14 protein-coding genes and 1 tRNA gene are annotated in these 16,472 nt (G+C 57.8%); all 15 read left to right on the forward strand.

Translation table 11 applies throughout. The features are described from left to right. Positions 1 to 392 (forward strand): elongation factor Tu (locus tag D886_RS27125; protein WP_033694226.1); only part of this gene is annotated, 392 nt, incomplete at its 5' end. Positions 393 to 446: 54 nt separating this feature from the next. Further along, positions 447 to 522 (forward strand) — tRNA-Trp (locus D886_RS0119265). Between the two features lie 44 nt (positions 523 to 566). After that, positions 567 to 935: a preprotein translocase subunit SecE gene (secE, locus tag D886_RS0119270; protein ID WP_027595465.1), complete on the forward strand. Its 369-nt coding sequence runs from the start codon at positions 567 to 569 to the stop codon at positions 933 to 935. Between the two features lie 9 nt (positions 936 to 944). Continuing rightward, complete coding sequence (nusG, locus tag D886_RS0119275; protein WP_003255501.1) at positions 945 to 1,478, forward strand: transcription termination/antitermination protein NusG; 534 nt, start codon at positions 945 to 947, stop codon at positions 1,476 to 1,478. Positions 1,479 to 1,597: 119 nt separating this feature from the next. Continuing rightward, positions 1,598 to 2,029 (forward strand): 50S ribosomal protein L11, encoded by a 432-nt coding sequence (rplK, locus tag D886_RS0119280; RefSeq protein ID WP_027595466.1) that lies wholly within the window; start codon positions 1,598 to 1,600, stop codon positions 2,027 to 2,029. After that, positions 2,029 to 2,724 carry a 50S ribosomal protein L1 gene (rplA, locus tag D886_RS0119285; protein ID WP_027595467.1) on the forward strand — a complete coding sequence of 232 codons (696 nt, stop codon included), beginning with the start codon at positions 2,029 to 2,031 and terminating at the stop codon, positions 2,722 to 2,724. The genes rplK and rplA overlap by 1 nt, the downstream gene beginning before the upstream one ends. Positions 2,725 to 2,922: 198 nt before the next feature. After that, positions 2,923 to 3,423: a 50S ribosomal protein L10 gene (gene rplJ / locus D886_RS0119290; RefSeq protein ID WP_027595468.1), complete on the forward strand. Its 501-nt coding sequence runs from the start codon at positions 2,923 to 2,925 to the stop codon at positions 3,421 to 3,423. 78 nt (positions 3,424 to 3,501) lie between these two features. After that, positions 3,502 to 3,867: a 50S ribosomal protein L7/L12 gene (gene rplL, locus D886_RS0119295; RefSeq protein ID WP_007957596.1), complete on the forward strand. Its 366-nt coding sequence runs from the start codon at positions 3,502 to 3,504 to the stop codon at positions 3,865 to 3,867. 50 nt (positions 3,868 to 3,917) lie between these two features. Beyond that, a complete protein-coding gene (locus tag D886_RS28240; RefSeq protein ID WP_155951450.1) occupies positions 3,918 to 4,088 on the forward strand; it encodes a hypothetical protein in 171 nt (56 codons plus the stop codon). Further along, positions 4,088 to 8,161 (forward strand): DNA-directed RNA polymerase subunit beta, encoded by a 4,074-nt coding sequence (rpoB, locus tag D886_RS0119305; RefSeq protein WP_027595469.1) that lies wholly within the window; start codon positions 4,088 to 4,090, stop codon positions 8,159 to 8,161. The genes D886_RS28240 and rpoB overlap by 1 nt, the downstream gene beginning before the upstream one ends. Positions 8,162 to 8,225: 64 nt before the next feature. After that, the gene (gene rpoC, locus D886_RS0119310; RefSeq protein WP_027595470.1) at positions 8,226 to 12,425 is read left to right on the forward strand and encodes a DNA-directed RNA polymerase subunit beta'; all 4,200 of its coding nucleotides are present in this window, start codon (positions 8,226 to 8,228) and stop codon (positions 12,423 to 12,425) included. A 211-nt stretch (positions 12,426 to 12,636) separates the two neighbouring features. Further along, entirely contained in the window at positions 12,637 to 13,008 is a 372-nt protein-coding gene (gene rpsL, locus D886_RS0119315) for a 30S ribosomal protein S12 (RefSeq protein ID WP_003255492.1), read from the forward strand. A 106-nt stretch (positions 13,009 to 13,114) separates the two neighbouring features. Continuing rightward, complete coding sequence (gene rpsG, locus D886_RS0119320) at positions 13,115 to 13,585, forward strand: 30S ribosomal protein S7 (RefSeq protein ID WP_008089143.1); 471 nt, start codon at positions 13,115 to 13,117, stop codon at positions 13,583 to 13,585. Between the two features lie 30 nt (positions 13,586 to 13,615). Next, positions 13,616 to 15,760, forward strand: a complete 2,145-nt coding sequence (gene fusA, locus D886_RS0119325; protein WP_027595471.1) for an elongation factor G — start codon at positions 13,616 to 13,618, stop codon at positions 15,758 to 15,760. Positions 15,761 to 15,787: 27 nt separating this feature from the next. Further along, positions 15,788 to 16,472: GTP-binding protein (locus D886_RS0119330; RefSeq protein ID WP_027595472.1), on the forward strand; the 685-nt coding region annotated here is incomplete at its 3' end.

Below are 16,472 nucleotides of genomic sequence, written 5' to 3' on the forward strand. Positions count from 1 at the left end.
TGCTGGACGAAGGTCGTGCTGGCGAGAACTGCGGCGTTCTGCTGCGTGGTACCAAGCGTGACGACGTTGAGCGTGGCCAGGTTCTGGTCAAGCCAGGTTCGGTCAAGCCGCACACCAAGTTCACCGCAGAAGTCTACGTCCTGTCGAAGGAAGAAGGCGGCCGTCACACTCCGTTCTTCAAAGGCTACCGTCCTCAGTTCTACTTCCGTACCACTGACGTGACCGGTAACTGCGAACTGCCGGAGGGCGTTGAAATGGTAATGCCAGGTGACAACATTCAGATGACTGTCACTCTGATCAAGACCATCGCAATGGAAGACGGTCTGCGCTTCGCTATCCGTGAAGGCGGTCGTACCGTCGGCGCCGGCGTCGTAGCAAAAATTATTGAATAAGTAGTTGATTTACTTGATCAGGCCGGTATAATGGCCGGCCTGATACAGCGTTACAGGTCAGTAGCTCAATTGGCAGAGCGACGGTCTCCAAAACCGTAGGTTGGGGGTTCGATTCCCTCCTGACCTGCCATTCACCTCGGTGTGATTGGCTTTCTTCTCACAGGATCCTCCCCGATGACTCCCAAAACTGAAGCCCAAGAATCGCGTTTTGATCTGTTCAAGTGGCTGGCTGTAGTTGCTTTGGTGGTTGTTGGCGTCGTGGGTAATCAGTATTACTCCGCCTCCCCAATCCTGTATCGCGTACTCGCATTGCTCGCCCTGGCTGCGGCTGCTGGCTTTGTTGCCTTGCAGACTGCGAAGGGTAAGTCGTTCTTTGCGCTGGCGAAGGAAGCTCGTACCGAGATCCGTAAAGTCGTGTGGCCGACCCGCCAAGAAACCACTCAGACCACGCTGATTGTCGTGGCTGTAGTTCTGGTTATGGCGCTGCTGTTGTGGGGTCTTGATTCCCTGCTCGGCTGGGCGGTCTCCTTGATTGTTGGCTAAGGGTGTCCCGTGGCTAAGCGTTGGTACGTAGTGCATGCTTACTCGGGTTACGAGAAGCATGTGATGCGCTCGCTGATCGAGCGCGTCAAGCTGGCTGGCATGGAAGACGGTTTCGGCGAAATTCTGGTTCCGACCGAAGAAGTCGTTGAAATGCGTAACGGCCAAAAGCGCAAAAGTGAGCGCAAATTCTTCCCTGGCTATGTTCTGGTCCAGATGGAGATGAACGAAGGGACTTGGCACTTGGTCAAGGATACCCCTCGTGTGATGGGCTTTATTGGTGGTACCGCAGACAAGCCTGCGCCAATCACTGATAAAGAAGCTGAGGCTATCCTGCGTCGCGTTGCCGACGGCAGCGACAAGCCGAAGCCGAAGACGCTGTTCGAGCCAGGTGAAGTGGTTCGTGTCATTGACGGTCCGTTTGCTGACTTCAATGGCAGTGTCGAAGAGGTTAACTACGAAAAGAGTCGCCTCCAGGTGGCGGTGCTCATTTTCGGTCGCTCTACTCCGGTGGAGCTCGAGTTCAGCCAGGTCGAGAAGGTCTAGGCGAACGAAGCATCCCATACCCCGCAGCCCTGTGTGCTGCGGGGTTTTGTCGTCACTGGGATAAAACGCAAGTCATCCGGGGAGCCATCTGGCGTTTGTACCCGATTTTGGAGTAGCTCATGGCTAAGAAGATTCAGGCTTACATCAAGCTGCAAGTTAAGGCCGGCCAGGCCAACCCAAGCCCACCCGTTGGTCCAGCACTGGGCCAACACGGTGTGAACATCATGGAATTCTGCAAGGCCTTCAACGCCCGTACTCAGGGTCAAGAAGCCGGCCTGCCGACTCCTGTGATCATCACTGTTTACAGCGACCGTAGCTTCACTTTCGAGACCAAGAGCACCCCTGCCTCGGTTCTGCTGAAGAAAGCTGCTGGCCTGACCAGTGGTTCGGCTCGTCCGAACACCGTTAAAGTCGGTACCGTGACCCGTGCTCAGCTCGAAGAGATCGCCAAGACTAAACAGGCTGATCTGACCGCTGCTGACCTGGACGCTGCTGTACGCACCATCGCTGGCTCTGCCCGCAGCATGGGCCTGAACGTGGAGGGTGTGTAATGGCTAAGCTGACCAAGCGCCAAAAGGCCATTGCTTCGAAAATCGAAGCTGGCAAAGTTTACAACTTCGAAGAAGCAGCAGTGCTGCTGGCCGAACTGTCCACCGTGAAGTTCAGTGAATCCTTCGACGTTGCCGTCAACCTCGGCGTTGACCCGCGTAAATCCGACCAGGTCGTTCGTAGCGCTACTGTGCTGCCACACGGCACTGGCAAGACCGTACGCGTTGCCGTCTTCACCCAGGGTCCAGCTGCTGAGGCCGCTCTGGCTGCCGGCGCTGACCGTGTAGGTATGGACGATCTGGCTGCAGAAATGAAAGCCGGCGACCTGAACTATGACGTCGTCATCGCATCGCCTGATGCCATGCGCGTTGTTGGTCAGCTGGGTCAGGTTCTGGGTCCTCGCGGCCTGATGCCTAACCCGAAAGTGGGTACTGTGACTCCAGACGTAGCCGGCGCTGTCAAAAACGCCAAGGCTGGTCAGGTTCGCTACCGTACCGACAAGAACGGTATCATTCACACCTCCGTTGGCAAAGTCGGCTTCGAAGCTGGCAAGCTGAAGGAAAACGTTGAAGCCCTGATCGCTGATCTGAAGCGTATCAAGCCAGCTTCTTCGAAAGGTATCTACGTCAAGCGCGTTACCCTGAGCACCACTATGGGCCCAGGCCTGGTCATCGACCAGGGTTCGCTGAACGCGTAAGGCCATGGCGGTGCGACGTGTCGCGCCGCCAGCAAAAAATTGGGGTCCCTGCCTGGCGGGGGCTATCCAAGACCGTAGGCGGCGCAAGCCTTAAACCACAAGCCTACGCAGATGGTGCTCCCGATTCGTTATCGAATCAGACACCAAAACGACATCCGGCTTCGGCCAGATGAAACGGTAGAAACCAGGAGTAAACCCGTGGCAATTAAACTCGAAGACAAGAAGGCCATCGTCGCTGAAGTCAACGAGGCTGCCAAAGTCGCTCTGTCCGCTGTCGTGGCTGATGCCCGTGGTGTGACTGTAGGCGCAATGACCGGACTCCGTAAAGAGGCTCGTGAAGCTGGCGTTTACGTACGTGTCGTACGTAACACCCTGCTCAAGCGCGCTGTTGCCGATACTGAATTCAGTGTCCTCAACGACGCCTTCACTGGCCCGACCCTGATCGCTTTCTCCAACGAACACCCGGGCGCTGCTGCTCGTCTGTTCAAAGAGTTCGCCAAGGGTCAGGACAAGTTCGAGATCAAGGCAGCTGCGTTTGACGGCAAATTCATTGCCGCCAACCAGATCGATGTACTGGCTACCTTGCCGACCCGTGACGAAGCTATCGCACGTCTGATGAGCGTGATTCAAGGCGCCACCAGCAAGCTGGCTCGTACTCTGGCGGCCGTTCGCGACCAGAAAGAAGCTGCTGCTGCCTAAGGCGGCGTAACCTCTTTCAAAATCATTTGTTTAATTTGATGGCTGCGAAGGCTGTCACCCCAATACAGGATTTAAGTCATGTCCCTGACTAACGAGCAAATCATCGAAGCAATCGGCCAGAAAACCGTTCTGGAAGTTGTTGAGCTGATCAAAGCTATGGAAGAAACCTTCGGCGTTACCGCTGCTGTTGCCGCTGCTGGCCCAGCTGCTGCTGCTGCCGTTGTTGAAGAGCAAACCGAGTTCAACGTTGTTCTGGTTGAAGCCGGCGAGAAGAAAGTAAACGTGATCAAGGCCGTTCGTGAACTGACCGGTCTGGGCCTGAAAGAAGCCAAAGAGAAAGTCGACGGCGCTCCTCAGGTCGTAGCTGAAGGCGTTTCGAAAGAAGCCGCTGAAGACGCTAAGAAGAAGCTGGAAGAAGCAGGCGCTAAAGTCGAGCTGAAGTAATTTCGACTTTGCGATGCCAGCCTGAGCGTTGAGCACAAGGCTGATGGCTGGTGGCTTATGCCACCGGCCTTTTTCCGTTATTGGTGGCCGATCAGATCGGCCCCGATAACGAGCTGCAAGACACCCATGTGGGTGGCGCAAACCAAGGGGTTTGCACGATTTTCTGGCTGCTCCCGCCGGGAGAAGCCAAACAAGCAGGTGACCAAGCTGGGGAACGCTGATGGCTTACTCATACACTGAGAAAAAACGTATCCGCAAGGACTTTAGCAAGTTGCCGGACGTCATGGATGTGCCTTACCTCCTGGCCATCCAGCTGGATTCGTATCGCGAATTCCTGCAAGCGGGAGCATCCAAGGATCAGTTCCGCGACGTCGGCCTGCACGCGGCCTTCAAATCGGTATTCCCGATCATCAGCTACTCCGGCAATGCTGCCCTGGAGTACGTAGGCTATCGCCTGGGCGAACCCGCCTTCGATGTGAAGGAATGTGTCCTGCGTGGCGTGACCTTCGCGGTCCCACTGCGGGTCAAGGTGCGCCTGATCATCTTCGACAAGGAATCGTCGAACAAAGCGATCAAGGACATCAAAGAGCAAGAAGTCTACATGGGTGAAATCCCCCTGATGACTGAGAACGGTACCTTCGTAATCAACGGTACCGAGCGTGTGATCGTTTCCCAGCTGCACCGTTCGCCTGGTGTGTTCTTCGACCACGACCGTGGCAAGACGCACAGCTCCGGCAAGCTGCTGTACTCCGCTCGCATCATCCCTTACCGCGGCTCCTGGCTGGACTTCGAGTTCGACCCGAAGGACTGCGTGTTCGTGCGTATCGACCGTCGCCGCAAACTGCCGGCCTCGGTACTGCTGCGCGCACTGGGTTACAGCACCGAAGAGGTTCTGAACACCTTCTACACCACCAACGTGTTCCACGTTTCCGGCGAAAAACTCAGCCTGGAACTGGTACCTCAGCGTCTGCGTGGTGAAGTTGCGGTCATGGACATCCATGACGAAACCGGCAAGGTCATTGTCGAGCAGGGTCGCCGCATCACTGCACGCCACATCAACCAGCTCGAGAAAGCCGGCGTCAAGCAGCTCGACGTTCCTATGGAATACGTCCTGGGCCGCACCACCGCCAAGGCTATCGTGCATCCGGCTACCGGCGAGATCCTGGCCGAGTGCAACACCGAGCTGACCACCGAGCTGCTGATCAAGGTCGCCAAGGCACAGGTCGTCCGTATCGAGACCCTGTACACCAACGACATCGATTGCGGTCCGTTCATCTCGGACACCCTGAAGATCGACACCACCAGCAACCAGCTGGAAGCCCTGGTCGAAATCTATCGCATGATGCGTCCAGGCGAGCCGCCAACCAAGGATGCTGCCGAGACCCTGTTCAACAACCTGTTCTTCAGCGCCGAGCGTTACGACCTGTCCGCCGTAGGCCGCATGAAGTTCAACCGTCGTATCGGTCGTACCGAGATCGAAGGTTCGGGCGTGCTGAGCAAGGAAGACATCGTCGAGGTCCTCAAGACCCTGGTCGACATCCGTAACGGCAAAGGCATCGTCGACGACATCGACCACCTGGGTAACCGTCGCGTACGTTGTGTCGGCGAGATGGCCGAGAACCAGTTCCGTGTTGGCCTGGTGCGCGTTGAGCGTGCGGTCAAGGAACGTCTGTCGATGGCCGAAAGCGAAGGCCTGATGCCGCAAGACCTGATCAACGCCAAGCCGGTAGCGGCGGCGGTGAAAGAGTTCTTCGGTTCCAGCCAGCTGTCGCAGTTCATGGACCAGAACAACCCGCTCTCCGAGATCACCCACAAGCGCCGCGTTTCTGCACTCGGCCCTGGCGGTCTGACCCGTGAGCGTGCTGGCTTCGAAGTCCGTGACGTACACCCGACCCACTACGGCCGTGTGTGCCCGATCGAGACCCCTGAAGGTCCGAACATCGGTCTGATCAACTCCCTGGCAGCCTATGCCCGCACCAACCAGTACGGCTTCCTCGAAAGCCCGTATCGCGTGGTGAAGGAAGGCGTGGTCAGCGACGACATCGTGTTCCTGTCGGCCATTGAAGAAGCGGATCACGTCATCGCCCAGGCTTCGGCTGCGATGAACGAGAAGAAGCAGCTGATCGATGAGCTGGTAGCGGTTCGTCACCTGAACGAATTCACCGTCAAGGCGCCAGAAGACGTCACCTTGATGGACGTTTCGCCGAAGCAGGTTGTTTCGGTCGCAGCGTCGCTGATTCCGTTCCTCGAGCACGACGACGCCAACCGTGCACTCATGGGTTCGAACATGCAGCGTCAGGCTGTACCGACCCTGCGCGCTGACAAGCCGCTGGTAGGTACCGGCATGGAGCGCAACGTTGCCCGTGACTCCGGCGTCTGCGTCGTGGCTCGTCGTGGCGGCGTGATCGACTCGGTCGATGCCAGCCGTATCGTCGTGCGTGTTGCCGATGACGAAGTCGAAACCGGTGAAGCAGGTGTAGATATCTACAACCTGACCAAATACACCCGTTCGAACCAGAACACCTGCATCAACCAGCGTCCGCTGGTCAGCAAAGGTGATGTGGTCAAGCGTCACGACATCATGGCCGACGGCCCGTCCACCGATATGGGTGAACTGGCACTGGGTCAGAACATGCGCATCGCGTTCATGGCGTGGAACGGCTTCAACTTCGAAGACTCCATCTGCCTGTCCGAGCGTGTGGTTCAGGAAGATCGCTTCACCACGATCCACATTCAGGAACTGACCTGTGTGGCGCGTGACACCAAGCTTGGCCCAGAGGAAATTACCGCAGACATCCCGAACGTGGGTGAAGCTGCGCTGAACAAGCTGGACGAAGCCGGTATCGTTTATGTAGGTGCCGAAGTCGGCGCTGGCGACATTCTGGTTGGTAAGGTCACTCCGAAAGGCGAGACCCAACTGACGCCGGAAGAGAAGCTGCTGCGTGCCATCTTCGGTGAGAAGGCAAGCGACGTTAAAGACACCTCCCTGCGTGTACCAACCGGCACCAAGGGTACTGTCATCGACGTCCAGGTCTTCACCCGTGACGGCGTTGAGCGCGACAGCCGCGCCCTGGCCATCGAGAAGATGCAGCTGGACGAGATCCGCAAGGACCTCAACGAAGAGTTCCGTATCGTCGAAGGTGCAACCTTCGAGCGTCTGCGTTCCGCCCTGAACGGCCAAGTGGTCGACGGTGGTGCGGGCCTGAAGAAAGGCACCGTGATCACTGACGAAGTACTGGACGGTCTGGAGCACGGCCAGTGGTTCAAACTGCGCATGGCCGAAGACGCGCTGAACGAACAGCTGGAAAAGGCTCAGGCTTACATCGTCGATCGCCGTCGTCTGCTGGACGACAAGTTCGAAGACAAGAAGCGCAAGCTGCAGCAAGGCGACGACCTGGCACCGGGCGTACTGAAGATTGTCAAGGTCTACCTGGCTATCCGCCGCCGCATCCAGCCGGGCGACAAGATGGCAGGCCGTCACGGTAACAAAGGTGTGGTCTCGGTGATCATGCCGGTCGAAGACATGCCGCACGACGCCAACGGTACTCCGGTCGACGTCGTACTGAACCCACTGGGCGTACCTTCGCGTATGAACGTTGGTCAGATCCTTGAAACCCACCTGGGCCTCGCGGCCAAAGGCCTGGGCGAGAAGATCGACCGGATGCTCGAAGAGCAGCGCAAAGCCGCTGAGCTGCGCGTGTTCCTGACCGAGATCTACAACGAGATCGGCGGTCGTCAGGAAAGCCTGGAAGAGTTCACCGACGCAGAGATCCTTGCCCTGGCGAACAACCTGAAGAAGGGCGTGCCTATGGCTACCCCAGTCTTCGACGGTGCCAAGGAAAGCGAGATCAAGGCCATGCTGAAACTGGCAGACATGCCAGAAAGCGGCCAGATGGTGCTGTTCGATGGCCGTACCGGCAACAAGTTCGAGCGTCCTGTGACCGTTGGTTACATGTACATGCTCAAGCTGAACCACTTGGTGGACGACAAGATGCACGCGCGTTCCACTGGTTCCTATAGCCTGGTTACCCAGCAGCCGCTGGGTGGTAAGGCGCAGTTCGGTGGTCAGCGTTTCGGGGAGATGGAAGTGTGGGCGCTGGAAGCATACGGCGCGGCATACACCCTGCAAGAAATGCTCACAGTGAAGTCGGACGACGTGAACGGCCGTACCAAGATGTACAAGAACATCGTGGATGGCGATCACCGTATGGAGCCGGGCATGCCCGAGTCCTTCAACGTGTTGATCAAAGAGATCCGTTCGCTCGGTATCGATATCGATCTGGAAACCGAATAACACGTGACGCGAAGGGGAGCGGGGCAGGTAATGCCCGCTTCCTGCTCCGCCAGGAGGAAAGGCCTTGAAAGACCTACTGAATTTGCTGAAAAACCAGGGTCAAGTCGAAGAGTTCGACGCCATCCGCATCGGTCTGGCGTCGCCTGAAATGATCCGTTCGTGGTCGTTCGGTGAAGTTAAGAAGCCGGAAACCATCAACTACCGTACGTTCAAACCTGAGCGTGACGGCCTGTTCTGCGCCAAGATCTTTGGCCCAGTCAAGGACTACGAGTGCCTGTGCGGCAAGTACAAGCGCCTCAAGCACCGCGGTGTGATCTGCGAGAAGTGCGGCGTTGAAGTTGCCCTGGCCAAGGTTCGTCGTGAGCGCATGGCGCACATCGAACTGGCCTCGCCGGTTGCCCACATCTGGTTCCTGAAGTCGCTGCCGTCCCGTATCGGCCTGCTGATGGACATGACCCTGCGTGATATCGAGCGCGTTCTCTACTTCGAGAGCTACGTCGTTATCGACCCAGGCATGACCACCCTTGAAAAAGGCCAGCTGCTGAACGACGAGCAGTACTTCGAAGCGCTGGAAGAGTTCGGTGACGACTTCGACGCCCGCATGGGTGCCGAGGCTGTCCGCGAGCTGCTGCACGCTATCGACCTGGAGCACGAGATCGGTCGCCTGCGTGAAGAGATTCCGCAGACCAACTCGGAAACCAAGATCAAGAAGCTGTCCAAGCGCCTTAAGCTGATGGAAGCTTTCCAGGGCTCGGGCAACCTGCCTGAGTGGATGGTCCTGACCGTCCTGCCAGTACTGCCGCCGGACCTGCGTCCGCTGGTACCGCTGGATGGCGGCCGCTTCGCGACCTCCGACCTGAACGACCTGTATCGTCGGGTGATCAACCGTAACAACCGTCTGAAGCGCCTGCTCGATCTGTCGGCGCCGGACATCATCGTGCGCAACGAAAAGCGCATGCTGCAGGAAGCGGTCGACGCCCTGCTGGACAACGGCCGTCGCGGTCGCGCCATCACTGGCTCGAACAAGCGTCCGCTGAAGTCCCTGGCTGACATGATCAAAGGTAAGCAAGGTCGTTTCCGTCAGAACTTGCTCGGTAAGCGCGTGGACTACTCCGGTCGTTCGGTAATTACCGTAGGCCCGACCCTGCGTCTGCACCAGTGCGGTCTGCCGAAGAAAATGGCCCTCGAGCTATTCAAGCCGTTCATTTTCGGCAAGCTGGAAATGCGTGGTCTGGCGACCACCATCAAGGCTGCCAAGAAGATGGTCGAGCGCGAGCTGCCAGAGGTGTGGGACGTTCTCGCCGAGGTCATCCGCGAACACCCCGTACTGCTCAACCGTGCACCGACCCTTCACCGTCTGGGCATCCAGGCGTTCGAGCCTGTGCTCATCGAAGGTAAGGCGATCCAGCTGCACCCGTTGGTCTGTGCGGCGTACAACGCCGACTTCGACGGTGACCAGATGGCCGTTCACGTGCCGCTGACGCTGGAAGCCCAGCTCGAAGCGCGCGCGCTGATGATGTCGACCAACAACATTCTGTCGCCAGCCAACGGTGAGCCAATCATCGTTCCGTCGCAGGACGTTGTACTGGGTCTGTACTACATGACCCGTGAAGCCATCAACGCCAAGGGCGAAGGTCGCGTATTCGCAGACCTGCAAGAAGTCGACCGCGTATTCCGCGCCGGCGAAGCTGCCCTGCACGCGAAAATCAAGGTCCGTATCAACGAGACCGTGAATGACCGTGATGGCTCCGTCACCAAGAACACCCGCATCGTCGACACCACCGTCGGCCGTGCGCTGTTGTTCCAGGTTGTACCGGCAGGTCTGCCGTACGACGTGGTCAACCAGCCGATGAAGAAGAAAGCGATCTCCAAGCTGATCAACCAGTGCTACCGCGTGGTTGGTCTGAAAGAGACCGTCATCTTCGCTGACCAGCTGATGTACACCGGCTTTGCCTACTCGACCATTTCCGGCGTTTCGATCGGTGTTAACGACTTCGTTATCCCGGACGAAAAAGCCCGCATCATCGGTACTGCTACCGACGAAGTGAAGGAAATCGAGAGCCAGTACGCCTCCGGCCTGGTAACCCAGGGCGAGAAGTACAACAAGGTCATCGACTTGTGGTCGAAGGCGAACGACGAAGTGTCCAAGGCGATGATGGCCAACCTCTCGAAAGAGAAGGTCATCGACCGCGAGGGCAAGGAAGTCGAGCAAGAGTCCTTCAACTCGATGTACATGATGGCTGACTCGGGTGCGCGGGGTTCCGCAGCACAGATCCGTCAGCTGGCCGGTATGCGTGGTCTGATGGCCAAGCCGGACGGCTCGATCATCGAGACGCCGATCACCGCGAACTTCCGTGAAGGTCTGAGCGTACTCCAGTACTTCATCTCGACTCACGGTGCTCGTAAGGGTCTGGCGGATACCGCACTGAAAACTGCGAACTCCGGTTACCTGACGCGTCGTCTGGTAGACGTGGCGCAAGATCTGGTCGTGACCGAGATCGACTGTGGCACCGACCACGGCCTGCTGATGACTCCGCACATCGAAGGCGGTGACGTTGTCGAGCCGCTGGGTGAGCGCGTACTGGGCCGTGTCATTGCCCGTGACGTGTTCAAGCCAGGCACCGAGGACGTCATCGTCCCAGCCGGTACCCTGGTTGACGAGCAGTGGGTCGAGTTCATCGAGCTGAACAGCATCGACGAAGTTATCGTGCGTTCGCCGATCAACTGCGAAACCCGCTACGGTATCTGCGCCAAGTGCTACGGTCGTGACCTGGCTCGTGGTCACCAGGTGAACATCGGTGAAGCTGTCGGCGTTATCGCTGCACAGTCGATCGGTGAGCCGGGTACCCAGCTGACCATGCGTACGTTCCACATCGGTGGTGCTGCAAGCCGGACCTCGGCTGCCGACAGCGTCCAGGTGAAGAACGGCGGTATGGTTCGTCTGCACAACCTGAAGCAGGTCGTGCGCGCCGATGGCAACCTGGTTGCCGTATCGCGTTCCGGCGAGCTGGCCATTGCCGATGAGTTCGGTCGTGAGCGTGAGCGTTACAAGCTGCCTTACGGTGCGGTCATTTCGGTCAAGGAAGGTGACAAGGTCGAAGCTGGTGCCATCGTCGCCAAGTGGGACCCGCACACCCACCCGATCGTTACCGAGCTGAAAGGTACCGTGACCTTCGTGGGCATGGAAGAAAACATCACCATCAAGCGTCAGACCGACGAACTGACTGGTTTGACCAACATCGAAGTTCTGGACGTCAAGGATCGCCCTGCCGCAGGCAAGGAAATCCGTCCGGCAATCAAGATGGTCGATGCCAACGGCAAGGACCTGTACCTGCCAGGTACCGACGTACCGGCTCAGTACTTCCTGCCGGCCAACGCCCTTGTTGGTGTGGCTGACGGTGCACAGATCGGTGTTGGTGACGTTATCGCGCGTATCCCGCAAGAAACGTCGAAGACCCGTGACATCACCGGTGGTCTGCCGCGCGTTGCCGACTTGTTCGAAGCGCGTCGTCCGAAAGAAGCCTCGATTCTGGCTGAAGTCAGCGGCACCATCGCGTTCGGTAAAGAGACCAAAGGCAAGCGCCGTCTGGTCATTACGCCGACCGACGGTAGCGATCCGTACGAAGAGCTGATTCCGAAGTGGCGCCACCTGAACGTCTTCGAAGGCGAACAGGTAAACCGCGGCGAAGTTATCTCCGACGGCCCGAGCGATCCGCACGACATCCTGCGTCTGCTGGGTGTGAGCGCGCTGGCCAAGTACATCGTCAACGAGATCCAGGACGTTTACCGCCTGCAAGGCGTTAAGATCAACGACAAGCACATCGAGACCATCCTGCGTCAGATGCTGCGTAAGGTCGAGATCGCCGAGTCGGGTGATTCCAGCTTCATCAAGGGCGACCAGATGGAGCTGACTCACGTACTGGTCGAGAACGAGCGTCTCGCCAGCGAAGACAAGTTCATCTCGAAGTTCTCGCGTGTGCTGCTGGGTATCACCAAGGCGTCGCTGTCGACCGAATCGTTCATCTCCGCGGCTTCCTTCCAGGAAACCACCCGCGTACTGACCGAAGCGGCCGTCACCGGCAAGCGCGATTACCTGCGCGGCCTGAAAGAGAACGTGGTCGTGGGTCGTCTGATCCCGGCCGGTACTGGTCTGGCTTACCACAGCGAGCGCAAGCGCCGCCGTGATGCCGACAAACCGCTGCGTGTGAGCGCCAGTGAGGTGGAAGCCGCACTGACCGAAGCGCTGAATTCCAGCGGTAACTAAGTACAGGGCAGGGCCCCGGCAAGCCCCGAACGGCCATCGTCGACATGAATTGTTGCCGATGACCGGGCGGGGAGGGCCGGGGCCTCGTCTTGACTGGGTGCAAGATCCTCCGTAGACTTTTGTACCCTTAAATTTGGTGAGGCTCCGTCTCGCCAATTTTTGGCTTTCTTGCAAGACAATAGAGTCGCAAGACAATCAGTGGAGCTAGTAGATGGCAACTATCAACCAGCTGGTACGTCAGCCGCGTAAGCGTTCGGTCGAGAAGTCCGACGTTCCTGCGCTGCAGAACTGCCCGCAACGTCGTGGCGTGTGCACCCGCGTGTACACCACCACGCCGAAAAAACCTAACTCGGCACTGCGTAAAGTTTGCCGTGTGCGTCTGACCAACGGTTTCGAGGTTTCCTCGTACATCGGCGGTGAAGGCCACAACCTGCAAGAGCACAGCGTCGTCCTGATCCGTGGCGGCCGTGTAAAAGACTTGCCAGGTGTTCGTTACCACACCGTTCGCGGCTCTCTGGATACTTCGGGCGTTAAAGGCCGTAACCAGGGTCGTTCGAAGTACGGTACCAAGCGTCCGAAGTAATCGGTCGTTTGCACCCATCCATTTTTTTGAGTCGATAAGAGTAAGGTCGGGCAGGGGTCGAAGACCCACGTCCCGGGCTAACCTGAAGACCGTTTGAGGGCTTATCATGCCAAGACGTCGTGTAGCAGCAAAACGTGAGATTCTGGACGATCCTAAATACGGATCCCAAATCCTCGCCAAGTTCATGAACCACGTGATGGAAAGCGGCAAGAAGGCCGTGGCCGAGCGCATCGTTTACGGTGCACTGGACAAGGTCAAAGAGCGCAAGAACAGCGACCCCCTGGAAATCTTCGAGAAAGCTCTCGACGCCATCGCTCCGCTGGTCGAAGTAAAGTCCCGTCGTGTCGGCGGTGCCACTTACCAGGTTCCGGTTGAAGTTCGTCCATCCCGTCGTAATGCTCTGGCAATGCGCTGGCTCGTAGACTACGCCCGCAAGCGCGGCGAGAAGTCGATGGCTCTGCGCCTGGCTGGCGAGCTGCTGGATGCTGCTGAAGGCAAGGGTGCTGCAGTCAAGAAGCGTGAAGACGTTCACCGTATGGCTGAAGCCAACAAAGCGTTCTCGCACTACCGCTTCTAATTCAAGCATCAATCATTTTGCGAGGGCTTTATGGCTCGTACTACAGCAATTAACCGCTACCGTAACATTGGTATCTGTGCCCACGTTGACGCGGGCAAGACCACCACTACCGAGCGGATCCTGTTCTACACAGGCCTGAGCCACAAGATGGGCGAGGTGCACGACGGCGCCGCGACCACCGACTGGATGGTTCAGGAGCAGGAGCGGGGTATTACCATTACCTCCGCTGCCGTAACTACCTTCTGGAAGGGCTCTGTTGGTCAGTACGACAACTACCGCGTAAACGTCATCGATACCCCTGGCCACGTTGACTTCACCATTGAAGTAGAGCGTTCGCTGCGCGTACTCGACGGCGCGGTCGTTGTGTTCTGCGGTACCTCCGGCGTTGAACCTCAGTCCGAAACCGTATGGCGTCAGGCCAACAAATACGGCGTTCCACGTGTTGTTTACGTGAACAAGATGGACCGTGCCGGTGCAAACTTCCTGCGCGTCGTAGGTCAGATCAAGAACCGTCTGGGTCACACCCCGGTTCCTGTTCAGCTGGCCATCGGTTCGGAAGATAACTTCCAGGGTCAGGTCGACCTGATCAAGATGAAGGCTATCTACTGGAACGACGACGACAAAGGCACCACCTATCGCGAGGAAGAAATTCCTGCCGATATGCTGGAGCTGGCTGAAGAGTGGCGCTCCAACATGGTTGAGGCGGCTGCCGAGGCCAGCGAAGAGCTGATGAACAAGTATCTGGAAGGCGAAGAGCTGACCGTCGAAGAGATCAAAGCCGGTCTGCGCGCGCGCACCCTGGCCAGCGAAATCGTACCGGCCGTCTGCGGTTCGTCGTTCAAGAACAAGGGCGTTCCCCTGGTTCTCGACGCCGTCATCGACTACCTGCCTGCTCCGACCGAGATTCCTGCAATCCAGGGTATCAACCCGGATGACAAGGATCTGGACAAAGACGATCCGGCTGTTCGTAAAGACGAGCGTCACGCTGACGACGACGAGCCGTTCTCGGCTCTGGCGTTCAAGATCGCGACTGACCCGTTCGTGGGTACTCTGACCTTCGTTCGCGTCTACTCGGGTGTTCTGACCTCCGGTGACTCCGTCATCAACTCGGTCAAGGGCAAGAAAGAGCGCGTTGGTCGTATGGTGCAGATGCACGCCAACCAGCGTGAAGAGATCAAGGAAGTGCGCGCTGGCGACATCGCGGCCCTGATCGGCATGAAGGACGTGACCACAGGCGAAACCCTGTGCAACGCCGACAAGCCAATCATCCTTGAGCGTATGGACTTCCCTGAGCCGGTTATTTCGCTCTCCGTAGAGCCGAAAACCAAGGCTGACCAGGAGAAGATGGGTATCGCTCTGGGCAAACTGGCCCAGGAAGACCCGTCGTTCCGCGTCAAGACCGACGAAGAGACTGGTCAGACCATCATCTCGGGCATGGGTGAGCTGCACCTGGACATCCTCGTTGACCGCATGAAGCGCGAGTTCAACGTCGAAGCCAACATCGGTAAGCCTCAGGTTTCGTACCGCGAGAAGATCACCAAGTCCAACGTCGAGATCGAAGGCAAGTTCGTTCGTCAGTCGGGCGGTCGTGGTCAGTTCGGTCACTGCTGGATCCGTTTCTCGGAGCCGGACGTCGACGAGAAGGGCAACATCACCGAAGGTCTGGTCTTCACCAACGAAGTCGTTGGTGGTGTGATTCCTAAGGAATTCATCGCCCCGATCCAGAAGGGTATCGAAGAGCAGATGAAAAACGGCGTTGTTGCCGGCTATCCGCTGCTCGGCCTGAAGGCCACGGTATTCGACGGTTCGTACCACGACGTCGACTCCAACGAAATGGCGTTCAAAATCGCTGCTTCGATGGCGACCAAGCAACTGGCCCAGAAGGGCGGTGGCGTGGTGCTTGAGCCGATCATGAAGGTCGAAGTTGTAACCCCGGAAGACTACCTGGGTGACGTGATGGGTGACCTGAGCCGTCGTCGCGGGATGATCCAGGGTAATGAAGACTCGGTGTCCGGCAAGGTAATCACTGCTGAGGTACCGCTCGGAGAAATGTTCGGTTATGCGACCGACGTTCGTTCCATGTCTCAGGGTCGCGCAAGCTACTCCATGGAATTCTCCAAATACGCCGAAGCTCCGTCGAACATCGTCGAAGCACTCGTTAAAAAACAAGGCTAATCCCCTTTAGGCAAGAGGTTCACTGTCGTGGCTAAAGAAAAATTTGATCGTTCCCTTCCCCACGTTAACGTCGGCACCATCGGCCACGTTGACCACGGTAAGACCACTCTGACCGCAGCTCTGACTCGCGTCTGCTCCGAAGTTTTCGGTTCGGCAGTCGTTGAGTTCGACAAGATCGACTCGGCTCCGGAAGAAAAAGCGCGCGGTATCACCATCAACACCGCTCACGTCGAGTACAACTCGAACATTCGTCACTACGCTCACGTCGACTGCCCAGGTCACGCTGACTACGTGAAGAACATGATCACCGGTGCTGCCCAGATGGACGGCGCGATCCTGGTTTGCTCGGCCGCCGATGGTCCGATGCCACAAACCCGTGAGCACATCCTGCTGTCCCGTCAGGTTGGCGTTCCGTACATCGTGGTCTTCCTGAACAAGGCTGACCTGGTAGACGACGCTGAGCTGCTGGAACTGGTCGAGATGGAAGTTCGCGACCTGCTGTCCACCTACGACTTCCCAGGCGACGACACCCCGATCATCATTGGTTCGGCTCGTATGGCGCTGGAAGGCAAAGACGACAACGAAATGGGCACCAGCGCTGTCAAGAAGCTGGTTGAAACTCTGGACAGCTACATCCCAGAGCCAGAGCGTGCTATCGACAAGCCGTTCCTGATGCCAATCGAAGACGTATTCTCGATCTCGGGTCGTGGTA

Origin of the sequence: Pseudomonas sp. LAIL14HWK12:I7, from assembly GCF_000483465.1 — a bacterium.
GTDB classification, from domain to species: Bacteria; Pseudomonadota; Gammaproteobacteria; order Pseudomonadales; family Pseudomonadaceae; genus Aquipseudomonas; species Aquipseudomonas kermanshahensis.